This is a genomic window from Rhizobium moroccans, from assembly GCF_057559155.1.
This window is the reverse complement of sequence record NZ_JBHFJG010000025.1, coordinates 81,638-97,029: the sequence shown is the minus strand read 5'-3', so window position 1 is coordinate 97,029 and position 15,392 is coordinate 81,638. Positions and strand designations below refer to the sequence as shown.

Here is a 15,392-nt window from a genome sequence, read left to right as displayed (position 1 = left end):
CCCCCACGGCCCGTTCCGCGCTTCGGCTTCTCGCGGACGGCGAAATCGAACGCCTGAAGATCTGCGGCAACTGCGGATGGCTGTTCATCGACCGGAGCCGCAACCGCAGCCGCGCCTGGTGCGACATGGCGGTCTGCGGCAATCGCGCCAAGGCGAGCCGCCACTACCATCGACGGAAGAAGGAGGCCGAACCATGATGGGACGGCTTCTTGTGCTCGGTTTCGCGATGATCGCACTCGTCTCCTGCCAGCGCGAGGCCGACGAGAAACTGGCCGAACTTTCCGGCCGGATATTCGTCTTCAACTATCGCGTCGCAACCGCGACCTATCTGATTACGCTGAGAACCACGGCTCCCCTGCCCGAAGGCGGTCATGCGGAAGCGCAATTCGAAAATCCGATGGGCGGCGATCCGCTTGTCGCGCGGGAAAAATTCTTCCCCGCCATGAACAAGATCGTGCTGACCAGCCCGAACCTGCAATGCGTGAAGAAGGACCGTCCCTACAGGGTGACGATCAGGCTGCTTGGGCCGGACGAACAGACAATCCAGACGATCGAGACCAGCGTGACCTCGGATGTGGACCAGAGCGTATTGCCCGCAAAACCGCTCGTCGTCGGGCCGCTCTATACGCCGAACCCGGAGGTCTTCAAGGCAGACGGTAGCGCCGATTATGCGCCGGGCGGGGATTGCGCGGCTCCACCCTCCCCTTGAGGGGGAGGGTCGGCACATCGTGCCGGGGTGGGGTGATCTGTTTCAAGGTGTGGATGTAGGCGGCGGGCTGTTTTCCAACAAAAGCCGGGCTTTCGCCCGGCTTTCTTTGCATTAGCATTCCCTTTCGGAAATTCAGTCAACGCAGCGGGATGTTCGACATAACGTCACCCCACCCCGAACCTGCGGTTCGACCCTCCCCCTCAAAGGGAGGGTGAAATCAGCCGACGATTTCGGTGTCGGAGAACCAGTACTTGATTTCCTGGGCAGCGGTTTCCGGGGCATCCGAGCCGTGAACCGAGTTTTCGCCGATCGAAAGGGCGAAGGTCTTGCGGATGGTGCCTTCGGCGGCCTGGGCCGGGTTGGTGGCGCCCATGATCTCGCGGTTCTTGAGGATGGCGTTTTCGCCTTCCAGGACCTGAACGATGGTCGGGCCGGAGGTCATGCCTTCGACGAGCTCGCCGAAGAAGGGACGATCCTTGTGAACGGCGTAGAAGCCTTCGGCTTCGCGCTTGCTCATCCAGACGCGCTTGGAGGCGATGACCCGCAGGCCGTTGTCCTCGAATACCTTGGTGATGGCGCCGGTCAGGTTGCGCTTGGTGGCATCCGGCTTGATCATCGAAAACGTGCGTTCAATCGCCATGGGTCAATCCTTGTTTTCCAGAGAAAGTGGGCGGTGTTTACCCGCCCCTTTCACTGGAAACAAGGGGGTTTCGGCAATTTCACGCAGCCGTCACACGGCGTCCCATACCTTCGTAGAGGTCGAGGCAGCGCTCGAACCACTGGCCGACAGGATCGCTTTCGGCAAGAATTTCTCCGCCGGTGGTGATGCGCATCCACTGCAGCGCACCGAAGAGAATGTAATCGGCAAAGAGCGGGCCTTCCCCGCCGAGGAAGTTTTGGTATCTCAAGGTTTGCCGCACCGGGTCCAGCTTCGGAGCGAAAGCCGCAATGCTCGCCTCCCGCTCCGCCCTGATCTCTTCCAGCGTCCGCCCGAGCGCCGCCTCGCGGGTCTTGCGGAAATAGGTGCGGTCGTCATCGTTCAGCATGTCGTGGATGTCCGCAACGGCGATATTGACGATGGCCGGATGGATGATGGTCTGGGAAAAGCGCTCCACGAAGCGGGACAGCGCCTTGCCGCCCTCGCCGCCGAACAGCGTCGGACGGTCGGGATAGGTGTCTTCCAGATAAAGCGCGATATCGAAACTGTCGCGGATCAGGAGATTGCCGTCCCTGAGGATCGGCACCGTTTTCGAGAAGCCGTCCTCGAGCTTGGGGATCTCGGTGAAGGGCGTCGGTTTTTCGATGAACTCCAAGCCTTTGTGCGCCAGCGCCAGCACCACCTTCCAGCAATGAGGCGAGAAGGGACGGCTCTCGTCCCGGCCGCAAAGGGTATAAAGGACACGGGTCATGGGCGGGCTCCTTTCGAAATCATCGGGAGATATTGAAAACAAACAAAGACGGAAATCCAATCAGGAAATTTCATGAATGGCATTCCTCCCCGGCCTGATTGAGTCCGCACCATGATATCAGCTATCTTGACCCGCAAACCATATGGAAGGGAGTGAGGAACGATGGCCGAGAGAACATCCGCGAAGTCGGCGAAGACCGAGAAGCCGGTCCTTCTTTCAGGCGGCAACCCCCAGATTCCCAAAGGGTATGGCGACGAACCGATTCAGGCCTATATCGCGGCCATGCCGGGCTGGAAAAGCGATCTCGGACGCCGGATCGACGAGATCATCGTGCGCACCGTTCCCGGTGCGCGCAAGGCGGTCAAATGGAACTCGCCCTTCTATGGCATGGAGGACGATCTCTGGTTCCTCAGTCTTCATTGCTTCACCAAATACGTGAAGGTGACCTTTTTCCGCGGCGCGTCGCTGAACCCCACCCCGGCCGGTACATCCAAATATCCGGACGTGCGCTATCTCGACATCTATGAGGGCAAGTTCGACGAAGACCAGTTCGCCGACTGGGTGAAGCAGGCCAGTCAATTGCCGGGCGAGAAAATGTGAGCGTCCCCACCCATGACCGAGGAGGTGTCATAACCATGACGACGAGCAAGAGCGCCGCCGGGGAGGAAACAGCAGTCTCCCCTTCCGACCTGATCGATGCGAGAATTCGGGACATGGGCGACTGGCGCGGCGAGATGCTTGCGCGGCTCCGAAAGCTCATCAAGCAGGCCGATCCGGGCGTGGTCGAGGAGGTGAAATGGAGGAAGCCGTCGAACATGCTCGGAGTTCCCGTATGGGAGCATGACGGGATCATCTGCACCGGCGAGACCTACAAGGACAAGGTGAAGCTGACCTTCGCCCAGGGCGCTTCGCTGGAAGACCCTTCCGGCCTCTTCAACTCCAGCCTCGATGGCGGCACCCGGCGCGCCATCGATTTCCACGAGGATGACGGGATTGACGAAGAAGCCTTCAAGGCGCTCGTTCGCACCGCCGTGGCGCTGAACATGGAAAAGCGGGCTGCTCGCCCCGCCCGCTCTCAGAAAAGACCGAAGGACATCTAAGGAATGCACCGCCATTTCCAGATGCTCGCCGACTATAACCGCTGGGCCAACCGCAGCGTCTATGAGGCCTGCGCAGGCCTGACGGAGGAGGAATACCGGGCAAACAAGGGCGCCTTCTTCGGTTCGGCGTGTCGCACCCTCAATCATCTGCTGGTGGCCGATCGCATCTGGCTCCGGCGGATGACCGGCGAAGGCCCGGCCCCCACGGCGCTGGATACCATCCTCTTCGAGGATTTTTCCGAGCTTCGCACGGCGCGCGTCGCCGAGGACGAGCGGATGATCGCCTTTATAGACAGCCTGACGGACGAGAAGCTCGCCGGACCCTTCTCCTATACGTCGCTCACCAATCCGGCGCCGTTCACCCAGCCGCTCGGACCCGTGCTTTCCCATGTCTTCAACCATCAGACCCACCACCGCGGGCAGGTGCACATGATCCTGACCGCGCTCGGCCGGCCGTCGCTGGTGCTCGACCTCGTCTATTTCCTGCGTGGAGAGGGAAAGCGCTGGATGTAAAGGCCGAACGCCCATCTTGCCTTGTCGGTAAACTTCCGCCAAAACGCCCGCCATGATTACCATCACCGACCTTTCGGCCCGCATCGCCGGGCGCCTTCTCCTCGACAATGCCAGCGTGACGCTTCCGGCGGGCACGAAGGCCGGGCTCGTGGGGCGCAACGGCGCAGGCAAATCCACGCTCTTCAAGATCATTACCGGCGACCTCGGCGCGGAAACAGGTTCGGTTTCCATTCCGAAGAACGCGCGCATCGGCCAGGTGGCGCAGGAGGCGCCGGGCACGGAAGAGTCGCTGATCGAGATCGTGCTTTCAGCCGACAAGGAACGCGCCGCCCTTCTTGCCGAATCCGAAACCGCGACCGATCCGCACCGGATTGCGGAAATCCAGATGCGCCTGGTGGACATCGACGCACATTCGGCAGAGGCGCGGGCCGCAAGCATCCTCGCCGGCCTCGGCTTCGACCAGGAAGCCCAACAGCGCCCGGCCTCGTCGTTTTCCGGCGGCTGGCGCATGCGCGTCGCGCTGGCATCGGTGCTCTTCGCCGAGCCGGATCTCCTGCTGCTCGACGAGCCGACGAACTATCTCGACCTCGAAGGCACGCTCTGGCTGGAAGACTATGTGCGGCGCTATCCGCATACGGTCATCATCATCAGCCATGACCGCGATCTCCTGAACAATGCCGTCAACTCGATCGTCCATCTCGATCAGAAGAAGCTCACCTTCTATCGCGGCGGCTACGACCAGTTCGAACGGCAGAAGGCAGAGGCCGACGAGTTGCAGACGAAGGCCAAGGCGAAGAACGAAGCCGCGCGAAAACATCTGCAGAGCTTCATCGACCGCTTCAAGGCGAAGGCTTCCAAGGCGCGCCAGGCGCAGAGCCGCGTCAAGGCGCTCGAACGCATGGGCACGGTCGCCGCGGTGATCGAAAATCATGTGCAGCCGATCACCTTCCCGGAACCGGAAAAGCAGCCCGCATCTCCGATCGTGGCGATTCAGGGCGGCGCCGTCGGGTACGAACCCGGCAAGCCGATCCTCAAGAACATCAGCCTTCGTATCGACAATGACGACCGCATCGCGCTGCTCGGCTCCAACGGCAACGGCAAATCGACCTTCGCGAAATTCATCTCCGGCCGGCTTTCGCCCGACGGCGGCGATATCAAACTCGCACCGAGCCTGAAGATCGGATTTTTCGCCCAGCACCAACTCGACGATCTCGTTCCCAACGATTCGCCGGTCGAGCATGTGCGCCGCCTGATGCCGGCCGCACCCGAGGCCAAGGTCCGCGCCCGCGTGGCGCAGATGGGACTTGCGACGGAAAAGATGTCGACGGCCGCCAAGGATCTCTCCGGTGGCGAGAAAGCCCGCCTGCTGATGGGGCTTGCCGCATTCCACGCACCGAACCTCCTCATTCTCGACGAGCCGACCAACCATCTGGATATCGACAGCCGCCGGGCGCTCATCGAAGCGCTCAACGACTATGATGGCGCCGTCATCCTCATTTCGCATGACCGCCATCTCATCGAGGCGACGGTCGATCGCCTCTGGCTGGTCAACAACGGCACGGTTTCGAATTTCGAGGGCGATCTGGAGGAGTATCGCAACCTCGTCGTCGCCTCGGGTAAAAAAAAAGAAGAAAAACCTGAGCTGACCGAAGACGCCTCCTCCAAATCCGACCAGCGCAAGGCGAATGCGGAGCGGCGGGCCTCGCTCGCGCCGCTGAAGAAAAAAATCAACGAAATCGAGTCCCTGACGGCAAAGCTTGAGAAGCAGATTCAAGCGCTCGACAAGGAGCTTGCCGACCCCGCGCTTTACGAGAAGGCGCCCGCGAAGGCTGCGGCGAAGGCCAAGGAACGCGGCGAAGCGGCGGCAAAGCTCTCCGCCGCTGAAGAGGAATGGCTGACGCTTTCCGCGGAGTACGAAGAGGCGATGGCGGGGTGAGCGATTTCGCTTCAGTGCTCACCATCGTCATCCTCGGCCTCGTGCCGAGGATCTGACCATTCGGACAAGGCCGCTGCGGTTGCAGATGTTCGGGACATCCTCGGGTTAAACCCGAGGATGGGCAGGACGGCGAGAGCATTTGCACTCAAAGCCAGTTGTCAGTTCATTCTCTCGTGCATAGGTAAGGGCTTCCCGCAAAAGGAGGCTCGGCCCATGGATCTTTTCCTCGAAACCGACGACGACCCGAAGACGATCGCCTTCGTTGCCGAGCGCAACGAACATTCCGACCGCCGGTTCAGGACGCCGGAATTCGAGAAGGATCGCGATGCCTTGAAGGCGATGATCGAGCGCGAGGACCGCCTGATCGTGCCGACGCGGCGCGGCCGGTGGCTGTTCGATTTCCATCGCTCGAAGAACAACCCGCTCGGCATCTGGCGCCGCCTGCCGGCCGATCAGGAGCCGCGCCCGGAAGCTCCTTGGGAAACCGTCTTCGATGTCGACGACTTCTGCAAACAGGAAGGCAAGCGCTGGATCTATTCCGGCGCGATCACCTCCCCCTATGAGCCGACGCGCGTGCTGCTCATCCTCTCGGAGGGTGGCTCCGACCAGTTGCGGCTCGTGGAATTCGATACGGAAACGAAGACGATCGTCGACGGCGGCTTCGACACGCCGCCCGCCCGGGCGCATGCCGCCTGGATCGGTCCCGATGAAATCGCCTATTTCGGCTCGGTAGACGAATTTTCCGCAACCCGTTCCGGCTGGCCGCGCGTCGGCCGCGCCCTCAAGCGCGGCGTCAAGCCACAGGATGCGCCGATCCTGTTCGAAGCCGGCAAGGACGACGTCTATGGCGAGGCCGGCATCATCGACCCGCTGTTCTGGGGCGGCAAGCCGGACGAACGCAAGATCGAGGTCTTCACGGTCGGCCACGAGATCGGCAAGACCAGCCTCCATGTGAGGGATGCCGGCGGCAATATCCACCGCCTCGACCTGCCGACCGAGGCGGATACCGACCTCAACCACACGCATGTGCTCTGGCGGGCGAAGACCGACGAGCGCTATCCGATCGGCAGCCTGATCCTGCAGGATTTCACGCCTTTCGGCTCCGAACCGCTCGGCAAGGCACGCGTGCTCTTCACGCCGAAGGACGGCCAATCGGTCTCGCAATTTTCCCTGCTCAAGACCTGGGCCGTGTTCGTCGTCAGCGACCGCATGGTTCCGAAACTCTTCCTTCTCGACCTGACGAAACCGGATGCGGCGCCGGAAGAGCTGCCGCTGCCGGTCGGACTGCAAACCGTGAGCTTCCGCCTGCTCGATGCGGACCTGACGCTCGGCGAGGAGATCCTGACCGTCGTCGGCCAGGGCTTCCTTCTCCCCTCCACCGCCTATCGCCTCGACCTGACCGACCACGACGCCCGGCCCGAACTCGTTCCGACCGGCTCGTCGCCTGCCTATTTCGATGCTGAAGGCATGCGGTCCGAGCTTCTCGAAGCGGTCTCGGAAGACGGCACAAGAGTGCCCTATCACATCGTTTTCCCGAAAAGCTGGACCAAGGGCGAGCTGCCGGTGCTGATGTACGGCTATGGCGGCTTCGCGGTACCATTGTCACCCGTCTATTCCGGTGCATATGGCCTATGGCTCGGGCAAGGCGGCGCCTTCGTGCAGGCCTATATCCGCGGCGGCGGCGAGCTTGGTCCCGACTGGCACAAGACCGCCAAGGGCAAGGGCCGCCACAAGGCATTCGAGGATTTCGTCGCGGTTGCCCGCGATCTCGTCGAACGTGGCTATACCAAGCCATCCCGCATCGCCTGCAACGGCGGCAGCAATGGCGGCCTGCTCACCTCGGTGATGCTGACGCGCTACCCGAAGGATTTCGGCGCGGTATGGACCGGCGTGCCGGTGATCGACATGTCACGCTTCCACGTCTTCCCCGCCGGCAAGGCGTGGATGGACGAGTATGGCAATCCCGAAGTGGCCGACGAGCTCGACTACATGCTCACCTATTCGCCGCTTCATCAGGTAAAGCCGGCAAGCGAGGTCACCTATCCGCCTGTCTATATCGAAAGCTCGACCAATGACGACCGCGTGCATCCCTCGCATGCCCGCCGCTTCGCCAAGCGGCTGATCGATGCGGGTCATCAACCGTTCTTCCGTGAATACGGCTCCGGCGGCCATGGCGGCGCCGGCGATACGACCGAAATGGCGGAGCGATGGGCCATGGGCGCCAGCTTCCTGCGCCGGACGATCATGGCCGGCTGACGTCTTGTTGCACTCGTGAATATACACTATCTTCAAATGTATATTCACGAGGTGCGCCATGCCCCTTTATGTCCGCGATGAACGCGTCAATCAGCTTGCCGAACAGGCGCGCAAGATCCTCAACGCGCCGACCAAGACGGATGCCATAAGACAGGCCCTGGAGAAGGTGGTGGAAGCGCCTTCCGAGGCAGCGATCAACGAGAAAAAATTCTCGCTGAAAGAACGCCTCGAGAGATTGCGGGACAAGTACAACATGCCGCCCTACGAGTCCCTAGAACATTTCGACCAGAAGGCGTTCCTGGACAAGATGTGGGGCGATGACGATGTTCATCGATAGTTCGGCTCTCGTCGAAATATTGTCTTTCGCTCCCCGACGGCAGGAAGTGCTCGATCGTCTTGGGACGGCATCTACAGCTTTCTGCACAGGACCGACGGTAATCTACGAGACGGTCGTCGTACTAACCCGAGAAACCGGAAAAGACGTCGCTACCATCAGGGATTTCGTGCTGGAGTTCCTTGACGAACTCGGCGTTGAAATCATGCCGGCAAGCCGCTCGACTGCAGTCGCAGCCCTCGACGCCTTTGACCGCTACGGCAAAGGCCGGCATCCGGCCAAGCTGAATTTCGGCGATTGCTTCAGCTACGCCGGCGCAAAGGCAGCCGGCACTGGAATACTCTATGTCGGCGAGGATTTTGCCCGAACGGACCTGGCGTAGAAGTCAGGCCTTCTTCACCCAGCGCCCGTCTTCCGATTGCTGCCAATAGGTGAGCGCATGCCCCTCGCCTTTCAGCCTCTTCCATTGGGCGCGGGCATTTTCGAGCTGCAGGGGATCGTATCCGTCGAACATGAAAACGATGCGCTCATAATCCGAGACCGGCGGCGGCTCCGCGCCGTCAACGAGAAAGCGAACCTTGGCATCATTGGGGTTGTCCGAGCCGGCGGTCAGAAGCACAGGCTGGGCTTCGGCCATCACCCCGGCATCGGAACCATGCGGCAGGAAACTGTCTTCCCGATAGGTCCAAAGATGGGCATCGAGGAAATCCCGCCTGGCCGGTTCATTCGTCTGGACGACGACGCGCCAGCCCCGCTCGACACTTTTCTCGAGCAGCGCCGGCAGCGCGTCTTCCAGTTTCGATTCCGTCAGGTGGTAGAAAAGGACATCGGTCATCAGTTCTCGTAGTTCGCGCGCACGAGTTCGTCCAGCAGGCGCACGCCGAATCCGGAAGCCCAGGATTGGTTGATCTCGCTCGCCGGAGAGTTCATCGCGGTGCCGGCGATATCGAGATGCGCCCAGGGCGTCTCGCCGACGAAGCGCTTGAGGAACTGCGCGGCGGTGATCGAGCCGCCGTTGCGTCCGCCGGTATTCTTCATATCGGCGAATTTCGAATCGATGAGCTTGTCGTAATCCTTGCCGAGCGGCATGCGCCACAGACGCTCTCCGCTCGCCTCGCCTGCCGCGGCCAGCCAGCCAGCCAGCTCGTCATTATTGGAGAAAAGGCCGGCATGCAGATTGCCGAGCGCCACCATGATGGCGCCGGTCAGGGTCGCCAGGTCGATCATGATGCGGGGCTTGAAACGGGTGTTGCAGTACCAGAGCGCATCGGCAAGGACGAGCCGCCCTTCCGCATCGGTGTTGATGATCTCGATCGTCTGCCCAGACATGGAGGTGACGATATCGCCGGGACGCTGCGCATTGCCGTCCGGCATGTTTTCCACCAGACCGAGAATGCCGACGGCATTGACCTTCGCCTTGCGGGCGGCGAGCGTGTGAATGAGGCCGATCACGGCGGCGGCACCGCCCATATCGCCCTTCATCTCTTCCATGCTGGCGGCCGGCTTGATGGAGATGCCGCCCGTATCGAAGACCACGCCCTTTCCTATAAAGGCGATCGGCGCGTCCTTCTCCTTGCCGCCCTTCCATTGCATGACGGCGAGCCTCGGCGGGCGGGCCGAACCCTGAGCCACGCCGAGCAGCGCGCCCATGCCGAGCTTTTTCATTTCCTTCTCGGTGAGGATCTCCACCTCGACACCGAGCTTTTCCAGATCCTTCGCCTTATCGGCGAATTCGACGGGACCGAGCGCATTCGGCGGAAGGTTCACGAGGTCGCGCGCAAGCACCACCCCGCCGGCAACGGCATCGGCAGCCGCAAACGCCTTTTTCGCGGCGGCATGGCTGGCGGTGACGATCGTGACCTTGACCGATTTCGGGTCCTTCTCCCCATCATCACCCTTTTTGGTCTTGTAGCGATCGAAGCTATAGCTCCGAAGCAGTATCCCGAGCGCGAAATTCGCAGCCTGCTCACCCCCGACATCGGTTCCCGGCGCATCCAGAAAGACCGTTACCTTCGATACCGATCTGATCGCAGCGGCGGCCGTGCCGCCCGCCCTCAGCCAATCATGCTCGGTCAGTGATTCCGCCTTGCCGAGCCCGATCACCACGATCCTGTCGGCGGGCGACCCCTGCGGCGTGAGGATATCGAGCGTGGTCATCGCCTTGGACGAGAATTTCGCGATCTCGGCGGCTTTCGCGATCACGCCGGCGGGGTCGGCTTCCGCGGCTCCGGCGGCTGGATTCTGGCCGGAAAACTTGAGCAGGATGGCAAGGCCGGCATCGATACGGGCCGAATTCGCGAAGGATATGTCGTATTTCACAGGCATGCGTCTCCAGGAGGACTTGCAAGATGGAACTTGCGATCATGGCGGTTTCCGGCCGGAAGGCAAGCGCTGACGCATCCTTGCCCATCGCTGGGAAATGACACAGACATGCAAAAAAGAATTCCAAAAACAATTTTGTGAGGTGGGGAGTGTCGCCAACCCGCAGCTTATCGCTTAGATAAGCGCGACCTGCCGCTACGGGCAGATTGGACGATGTCACTTTGGCCGTAATGAAGCTGCTCGAACTCTACATATTGCGTCGAATCTTCCAGATGTTCCTGGTAGCGCTGCTTCCGGTGCTCACCATCATTTGGACGATCCAGGTGCTCGGGCGTATCAACCTGGTGACCGATACCGGTCAGTCCATCGGTTCGTTCATAAAACTCGCCACCTTCATTCTGCCGACGATCATTCCCGTCGTGCTGCCGTTTGCGCTGGTGATCGGCATCACCCAGACGCTCACGGCGATGAACAATGATTCGGAGCTGCCGGTCATCGATGCGGCAGGCGCCTCGCGCGGCATCATCTATCGCCCGGTCCTTGTGCTCGCCTTCGTGCTGAGCATCTTCTCCTTCCTGGTCGCCAATTTCGTGGAGCCGCCCTCCCGGGTCGCCGCTCGCCAGATGGTGGCGGCCGCCTATGCCGACCTTTTCTCCTCCGTCATCGAGGAAAAGACCTTCCGCAGCATCGAGGACGGCCTTTATGTCGAGATATCGGAACGTCATTCCGGTCGGGTCCTGAAGGGGCTTTTCGTCGTCGATTACCGCGACCCGAACTTCGACCTCATCTATTATGCGCGTGAGGGCCTGATCGATGAAGGCGGTGCGTCGCTGACGATGCGCGACGGAGAGGTGCACCGCAAGACGCCCGACGGCCGCGTCTCCATCATCAAGTTCGCCTCCTACGCATTCGATCTGTCGGCCATGTCGCAGTCGAGCGGCGAGATGACGTTCAATGCCGGAGACCGCTCGCTCGCCTTCCTCTGGAACCCGGACCAGTCGGATCCCAACGTCCAGAGATCGCCCGGCAATTACCGCTCGGAACTGCATGCCCGCCTGACGGAGTGGACCTTCCCCTTCGTCTTCGCGCTGATCGCATTGGCGGTGGCAGGCGATTCCCGTTCCCACAGAGAGCGACGGCTTCATCCGATGGTGACCGCCCTCATCCTGGCCTTCGCACTTCGCTGGATCGGCTTCTCCGCGAAGAACGCCGTGCGCCAGGATGAAATCTACATTCCGCTGATGTATGTCATTCCGATCGTGAGCGGGCTTGGCTTTACCTATCTTCTGGCGACCCATCGCCGGATCATGCTGCCGAAGCCGGTTTCACGCGTGGTGAACAATCTGATCCGCAAGGCGCAGAGCCGCTTCGAATCTTCCGGTCCGGCAAGCGGAGGGGCGGCATGACCTTTCCGTTCAACACGCTCGGCCGCTATTTCTTCCGCCGTTACATCATCACCGCAATCTGGTTCTTCCTTGGGGTGGCGGCCATCATCTTCCTCGCGGATTTCAGCGAGACCAGCAGGCGCATGGGAAGCCTTCCGGGCTATACCGTTCCCGGCGCGCTCGGCCTGACAGCCATGCGGCTGCCGCTGATTCTCCAGCAGACGATCCCGACGCTCACTCTGTTCATCGGCATGACGGTTCTGATCGCGCTCAACCGGCGCTACGAACTCGTCGTCACGCGCGCCGCCGGAATATCCGTCTGGCAGTTCATCACGCCCTTTGTGGCCGGCGCCTTCCTGATCGGCCTGTTCTCTATATTCGTCCTCAGCCCTCTATCGGCCTGGGGCGAGCGCGAATCGCTGTCGCTGGAAGCCAATTGGCGGGAAAGCGGAGGAAAATCGCGCACATCGAACTTCCTTCCGTGGATTCGCCAGATCGACGGGGACCAGGACACGATCATCGGCGCGAAGAGCTATCTCGGCAACGGGACCGAGCTCATCGACGTCGTCCTCTTCCAGTTCGACAGGGACGGCCGCGTGACCCTGCGGCAGGACGCCAGATCCGCAAAGTTGGAAAATGGTTACTGGCAGCTTAACGACGTGCTGGAAAACAGGCCGGGCGAAATCCCGACACGTCGCGAGAGCGCACAGGTCCGCACCAACTTGAAACAGGAGTTCCTGCAGGAAACCCTCTCGCGTCCCGAAGCCGTTGCATTTTTTGATCTTTCGCGAAAAATCGAGGCCGGCCGCTCCTTCGGCATTTCAACCAAGCCGCTAGAGACGCAGTTCCATTCTCTGCTTTCTATGCCGCTTCTGCTCGTGGCCATGACTTTCATCGCGGCCACAGTATCGTTAAAATTCAGCCGGTTCGCCCAATCGCGCTCAGTGATTCTGGGTGGAATCCTTTCCGGCTTCGTGCTTTATGTCGTAACCGTGCTCGTAAGAGCATTCGGAAGCAGCGGGGCAATTCCTCCTTTCGTGGCGGTCTGGATTCCAGTCATCGTCGCGACAGCGCTGGGAGCTACGATTCTGCTTCATCAGGAGGATGGCTAGTGGCGGTAAGCGACCGCGGGAATATCAGACGGCTTACCGCTGCGCTGCTCACAGGCGTGGCTGCGTTCGCGTTCACCCTCACGACAACCGTCGAAGCTCAGGAACAGGCGCTGGCACCTCAGGTTTCCAGCGATGCCAAGCTGCTGCTGCGGGCGAACGAACTCGTCTACAATCAGGACGCCCAGCGCGTAACCGCAGCGGGCGGCGTGCAGATCCATTACGGCGGCTATCGGATGGTCGCCCAGCAGGTGGAATACAATCAGCAGACGGGCCGTGTCATGGCTCGCGGCAATATCGAACTCGTCGCGCCCGACGGGAATCGCATCTATGCCGACGAGTTGGATGTCACGGACGACTTCGGCCAAGGCTTCCTGAACGCATTGCGCGTGGAAACCACCGATAATACACGGCTTATCGCCGAAAGCGCCGAGCGCCTGGAGGGCGATCTCATGGTGCTGAACAACGGCGTCTATACCGCCTGCCTCCCCTGCGCGCAGAAGCCGGGCAAGGCTCCGCTATGGCAGGTGAAGGCGCAGCGCGTCGTGCAGAACGGCCAGACCCATACCGTACGGCTCGAAAAAGCACAGTTCGAGCTGTTCGGGATGCCGATCGGCTACCTGCCCTTTATCGAGGTTCCCGACCACACGGTCGAGCGGAAGTCCGGCTTTCTATTCCCGCGCATGAGCATGGGCGACAATCTGGGCTTCGGCCTGACCGTGCCCTATTACCATGTGTTTTCTCCGCACATGGACGCCACCATCAGCCCCACGTTCTACACCGGGCAAGGGCTGCTGATGGAAGGCGAGGTCCGCAACCGCTTCGAAACCGGCGAGCACACCTTCCGTTTCGCGGGCATCAACCAGCGTGATCCCGGTGCATTCAACGCCGGAACCGCCGATGCCAACGCCGATACGCGGCTGATGGCTGCATCCAAGGCGCATTTCCAGATCAACCCGCGCTGGACCTTCGGCTGGAACGTGATGATCCAGAACGACAACAACTTCTCGCGGACCTACGACCTGCAGGGCTATGACGACAGCACCTTCAGGAACGAGATTTACCTGACAGGGCTTGGCGAACGGAACTACTTCGACCTGCGCGGCTATTATTTCGACGTGCAGGACGCTGCTGATGACGAGCGCCTCGAAAGACAGCAGGCGATCGTCTACCCATCGCTCGATTACCACTATATCGCTCCGGAACCGGTGGCCGGCGGAGAACTCTCGTTCACCACGAACTTCACCAATCTCTCCCGGCGCGAGGATGACTTCTACAGCGAGGGTCTGTCCGATCGCTTCCGCGGGCTGGAAGGCAGCTATACGCGCCTGACGGCGGAAGCGGAATGGAAACGCACCTTCACCACGCCGCAGGGCCTGCTTCTTACCCCCCTGCTCGCCGCACGCGGCGACCTGGCACGCAGCACGTCATCCTCGGCAAGCTATCTCGGCAGCTCTTATGCCGGCGATCTCGAAGACGGCGCATCCAGCCGCTACATGGTGACCGCGGGTCTGGAAGCACGTTACCCCGTGCTGCTGACCGCCGAAGGCAGCAGCCATGTCATCGAGCCGATCGCCCAGGTCTTCGTGCGTCCCGACGAGCCGCTCGCCGGCGGCCTGCCGAATGAGGACGCCCAGAGCTTCGTGTTCGATGCGACCAACCTTTTCGACCGCGACAAGTTCTCGGGCTTCGACCGGATCGAAGGCGGCACGCGCGCCAATGTGGGTCTGCGCTACAATGGTTCGTTCGACAACGGCGTCGGCCTTCGCAGCATCGTCGGCCAGAGCTTCCATCTTGCCGGCCAGAATTCCTTCGCGACGGACGACCTTGTCAATGCCGGCGCGAATTCGGGCCTCGAGTCGGACAGCTCGGATTACGTGGCCTATGCCGCGATCGATCTGCCGCAAGGCTTCACGATCTCCGCAAGCGGCCGCTTCGACCGGCAGAATTTCGACCTGGAGCGCGCCGACACCTCGGTCTCCTACTCGACGCCGCGCTTCAGCGGGGAGCTGATCTACACCCAGATCGACGCGCAGCCCGAATACGGCTCGGCCGAAGACACCGAACTCCTGAGATCCAGGACCTCCTTCCGGATCAACGAGAACTGGTCGGTGATGGGCGCGGCTACCTGGGATCTGGTGGAAGAGAAGGTGGTGCGTCGCGGTATCGGCTTCAGCTATCTCGACGAGTGCACGATCTTCTCGATCGCCTATGAAGACAAGCCGGCCAGCACCCAGGCCAACGACTGGTCGATCAGCGCCCGCCTGAGCTTCCGCACGCTCGGGGATGTCAATATCGGCTCCAGCGACCTCAACTAAT

The 15,392-nt window shown here is 61.3% G+C and carries 16 protein-coding genes; 12 read left to right on the top strand and 4 right to left on the bottom strand.

Annotated features, from left to right (window positions below; genetic code table 11):
- Both ACE04I_RS14715 and ACE04I_RS14710 read left to right on the top strand, forming a co-directional pair.
- On the top strand, nt 1-197 hold a 197-nt coding region (locus tag ACE04I_RS14715; protein ID WP_487207241.1), incomplete at its 5' end, for a CGNR zinc finger domain-containing protein.
- Nucleotides 194-709: a hypothetical protein gene (locus tag ACE04I_RS14710; RefSeq protein WP_046792862.1), complete on the top strand. Its 516-nt coding sequence runs from the start codon at nt 194-196 to the stop codon at nt 707-709. The genes ACE04I_RS14715 and ACE04I_RS14710, both read left to right, overlap by 4 nt.
- Nucleotides 710-926: 217 nt before the next feature.
- On the opposite strand, the gene ndk is transcribed toward ACE04I_RS14710, so the two are convergent.
- Both ndk and ACE04I_RS14700 read right to left on the bottom strand, forming a co-directional pair.
- The gene (ndk, locus tag ACE04I_RS14705; protein WP_137326603.1) at nt 927-1,349 is read right to left on the bottom strand and encodes a nucleoside-diphosphate kinase; all 423 of its coding nucleotides are present in this window, start codon (nt 1,347-1,349) and stop codon (nt 927-929) included.
- Between the two features lie 79 nt (nt 1,350-1,428).
- Entirely contained in the window at nt 1,429-2,118 is a 690-nt protein-coding gene (locus ACE04I_RS14700) for a glutathione S-transferase family protein (protein WP_046792864.1), read from the bottom strand.
- 162 nt (nt 2,119-2,280) lie between these two features.
- Here ACE04I_RS14700 and ACE04I_RS14695 point away from each other — a divergent pair, with 162 nt between their 5' ends.
- The 7 genes from ACE04I_RS14695 (at nt 2,281) to ACE04I_RS14665 (ending at nt 8,639) form a co-directional block, all read left to right on the top strand.
- Nucleotides 2,281-2,718 carry a DUF1801 domain-containing protein gene (locus tag ACE04I_RS14695; protein ID WP_046792865.1) on the top strand — a complete coding sequence of 146 codons (438 nt, stop codon included), beginning with the start codon at nt 2,281-2,283 and terminating at the stop codon, nt 2,716-2,718.
- Between the two features lie 35 nt (nt 2,719-2,753).
- Nucleotides 2,754-3,218 (top strand): DUF1801 domain-containing protein, encoded by a 465-nt coding sequence (locus tag ACE04I_RS14690; RefSeq protein ID WP_046792866.1) that lies wholly within the window; start codon nt 2,754-2,756, stop codon nt 3,216-3,218.
- Between the two features lie 3 nt (nt 3,219-3,221).
- Nucleotides 3,222-3,731, top strand: a complete 510-nt coding sequence (locus ACE04I_RS14685; protein WP_046792867.1) for a DinB family protein — start codon at nt 3,222-3,224, stop codon at nt 3,729-3,731.
- Nucleotides 3,732-3,783: 52 nt separating this feature from the next.
- Nucleotides 3,784-5,667 (top strand): ABC-F family ATP-binding cassette domain-containing protein, encoded by a 1,884-nt coding sequence (locus tag ACE04I_RS14680; protein ID WP_046792868.1) that lies wholly within the window; start codon nt 3,784-3,786, stop codon nt 5,665-5,667.
- 213 nt (nt 5,668-5,880) lie between these two features.
- Entirely contained in the window at nt 5,881-7,923 is a 2,043-nt protein-coding gene (locus ACE04I_RS14675) for a prolyl oligopeptidase family serine peptidase (RefSeq protein WP_046792869.1), read from the top strand.
- 58 nt (nt 7,924-7,981) lie between these two features.
- Entirely contained in the window at nt 7,982-8,260 is a 279-nt protein-coding gene (locus ACE04I_RS14670; RefSeq protein WP_046792870.1) for a type II toxin-antitoxin system VapB family antitoxin, read from the top strand.
- Nucleotides 8,247-8,639: a type II toxin-antitoxin system VapC family toxin gene (locus ACE04I_RS14665; protein WP_046792871.1), complete on the top strand. Its 393-nt coding sequence runs from the start codon at nt 8,247-8,249 to the stop codon at nt 8,637-8,639. Before ACE04I_RS14670 ends, ACE04I_RS14665 begins: the two co-directional genes overlap by 14 nt.
- A 3-nt stretch (nt 8,640-8,642) precedes the next feature.
- Here the strand turns inward: ACE04I_RS14665 and ACE04I_RS14660 are convergent, their stop codons facing one another.
- A complete protein-coding gene (locus ACE04I_RS14660) occupies nt 8,643-9,092 on the bottom strand; it encodes a DNA polymerase III subunit chi (RefSeq protein WP_046792872.1) in 450 nt (149 codons plus the stop codon).
- Nucleotides 9,092-10,582, bottom strand: a complete 1,491-nt coding sequence (locus tag ACE04I_RS14655) for a leucyl aminopeptidase (protein ID WP_487207240.1) — start codon at nt 10,580-10,582, stop codon at nt 9,092-9,094. The genes ACE04I_RS14660 and ACE04I_RS14655 overlap by 1 nt, the downstream gene beginning before the upstream one ends.
- Before the next feature lie 227 nt (nt 10,583-10,809).
- Here ACE04I_RS14655 and lptF point away from each other — a divergent pair, with 227 nt between their 5' ends.
- The 3 genes from lptF to ACE04I_RS14640 are packed head-to-tail and all read left to right on the top strand — an operon-like array spanning nt 10,810 to nt 15,391.
- Nucleotides 10,810-11,985, top strand: coding sequence for an LPS export ABC transporter permease LptF (lptF, locus tag ACE04I_RS14650; protein WP_046792874.1), 1,176 nt, complete (start codon nt 10,810-10,812; stop codon nt 11,983-11,985).
- Nucleotides 11,982-13,076: an LPS export ABC transporter permease LptG gene (lptG, locus tag ACE04I_RS14645; protein WP_046792875.1), complete on the top strand. Its 1,095-nt coding sequence runs from the start codon at nt 11,982-11,984 to the stop codon at nt 13,074-13,076. Before lptF ends, lptG begins: the two co-directional genes overlap by 4 nt.
- Nucleotides 13,076-15,391, top strand: a complete 2,316-nt coding sequence (locus ACE04I_RS14640; RefSeq protein ID WP_046792876.1) for an LPS-assembly protein LptD — start codon at nt 13,076-13,078, stop codon at nt 15,389-15,391. The genes lptG and ACE04I_RS14640 overlap by 1 nt, the downstream gene beginning before the upstream one ends.
- Nucleotide 15,392: the final 1 nt, after the last annotated feature.

What these genes read in the sequence shown, in the direction of transcription:
- ACE04I_RS14665 (WP_046792871.1), top strand. Translation starts at nt 8,247, where the DNA reads ATGTTCATCGATAGTTCGGCTCTCGTCGAAATATTGTCTTTCGCTCCC.
- ACE04I_RS14660 (WP_046792872.1), bottom strand. Translation starts at nt 9,092, where the DNA reads ATGACCGATGTCCTTTTCTACCACCTGACGGAATCGAAACTGGAAGAC.
- ACE04I_RS14680 (WP_046792868.1), top strand. Translation starts at nt 3,784, where the DNA reads ATGATTACCATCACCGACCTTTCGGCCCGCATCGCCGGGCGCCTTCTC.
- ACE04I_RS14690 (WP_046792866.1), top strand. Translation starts at nt 2,754, where the DNA reads ATGACGACGAGCAAGAGCGCCGCCGGGGAGGAAACAGCAGTCTCCCCT.
- lptG (WP_046792875.1), top strand. Translation starts at nt 11,982, where the DNA reads ATGACCTTTCCGTTCAACACGCTCGGCCGCTATTTCTTCCGCCGTTAC.
- ACE04I_RS14675 (WP_046792869.1), top strand. Translation starts at nt 5,881, where the DNA reads ATGGATCTTTTCCTCGAAACCGACGACGACCCGAAGACGATCGCCTTC.
- ACE04I_RS14670 (WP_046792870.1), top strand. Translation starts at nt 7,982, where the DNA reads ATGCCCCTTTATGTCCGCGATGAACGCGTCAATCAGCTTGCCGAACAG.
- ACE04I_RS14685 (WP_046792867.1), top strand. Translation starts at nt 3,222, where the DNA reads ATGCACCGCCATTTCCAGATGCTCGCCGACTATAACCGCTGGGCCAAC.
- ACE04I_RS14700 (WP_046792864.1), bottom strand. Translation starts at nt 2,118, where the DNA reads ATGACCCGTGTCCTTTATACCCTTTGCGGCCGGGACGAGAGCCGTCCC.
- ndk (WP_137326603.1), bottom strand. Translation starts at nt 1,349, where the DNA reads ATGGCGATTGAACGCACGTTTTCGATGATCAAGCCGGATGCCACCAAG.
- lptF (WP_046792874.1), top strand. Translation starts at nt 10,810, where the DNA reads ATGAAGCTGCTCGAACTCTACATATTGCGTCGAATCTTCCAGATGTTC.
- ACE04I_RS14695 (WP_046792865.1), top strand. Translation starts at nt 2,281, where the DNA reads ATGGCCGAGAGAACATCCGCGAAGTCGGCGAAGACCGAGAAGCCGGTC.
- ACE04I_RS14710 (WP_046792862.1), top strand. Translation starts at nt 194, where the DNA reads ATGATGGGACGGCTTCTTGTGCTCGGTTTCGCGATGATCGCACTCGTC.
- ACE04I_RS14655 (WP_487207240.1), bottom strand. Translation starts at nt 10,582, where the DNA reads ATGCCTGTGAAATACGACATATCCTTCGCGAATTCGGCCCGTATCGAT.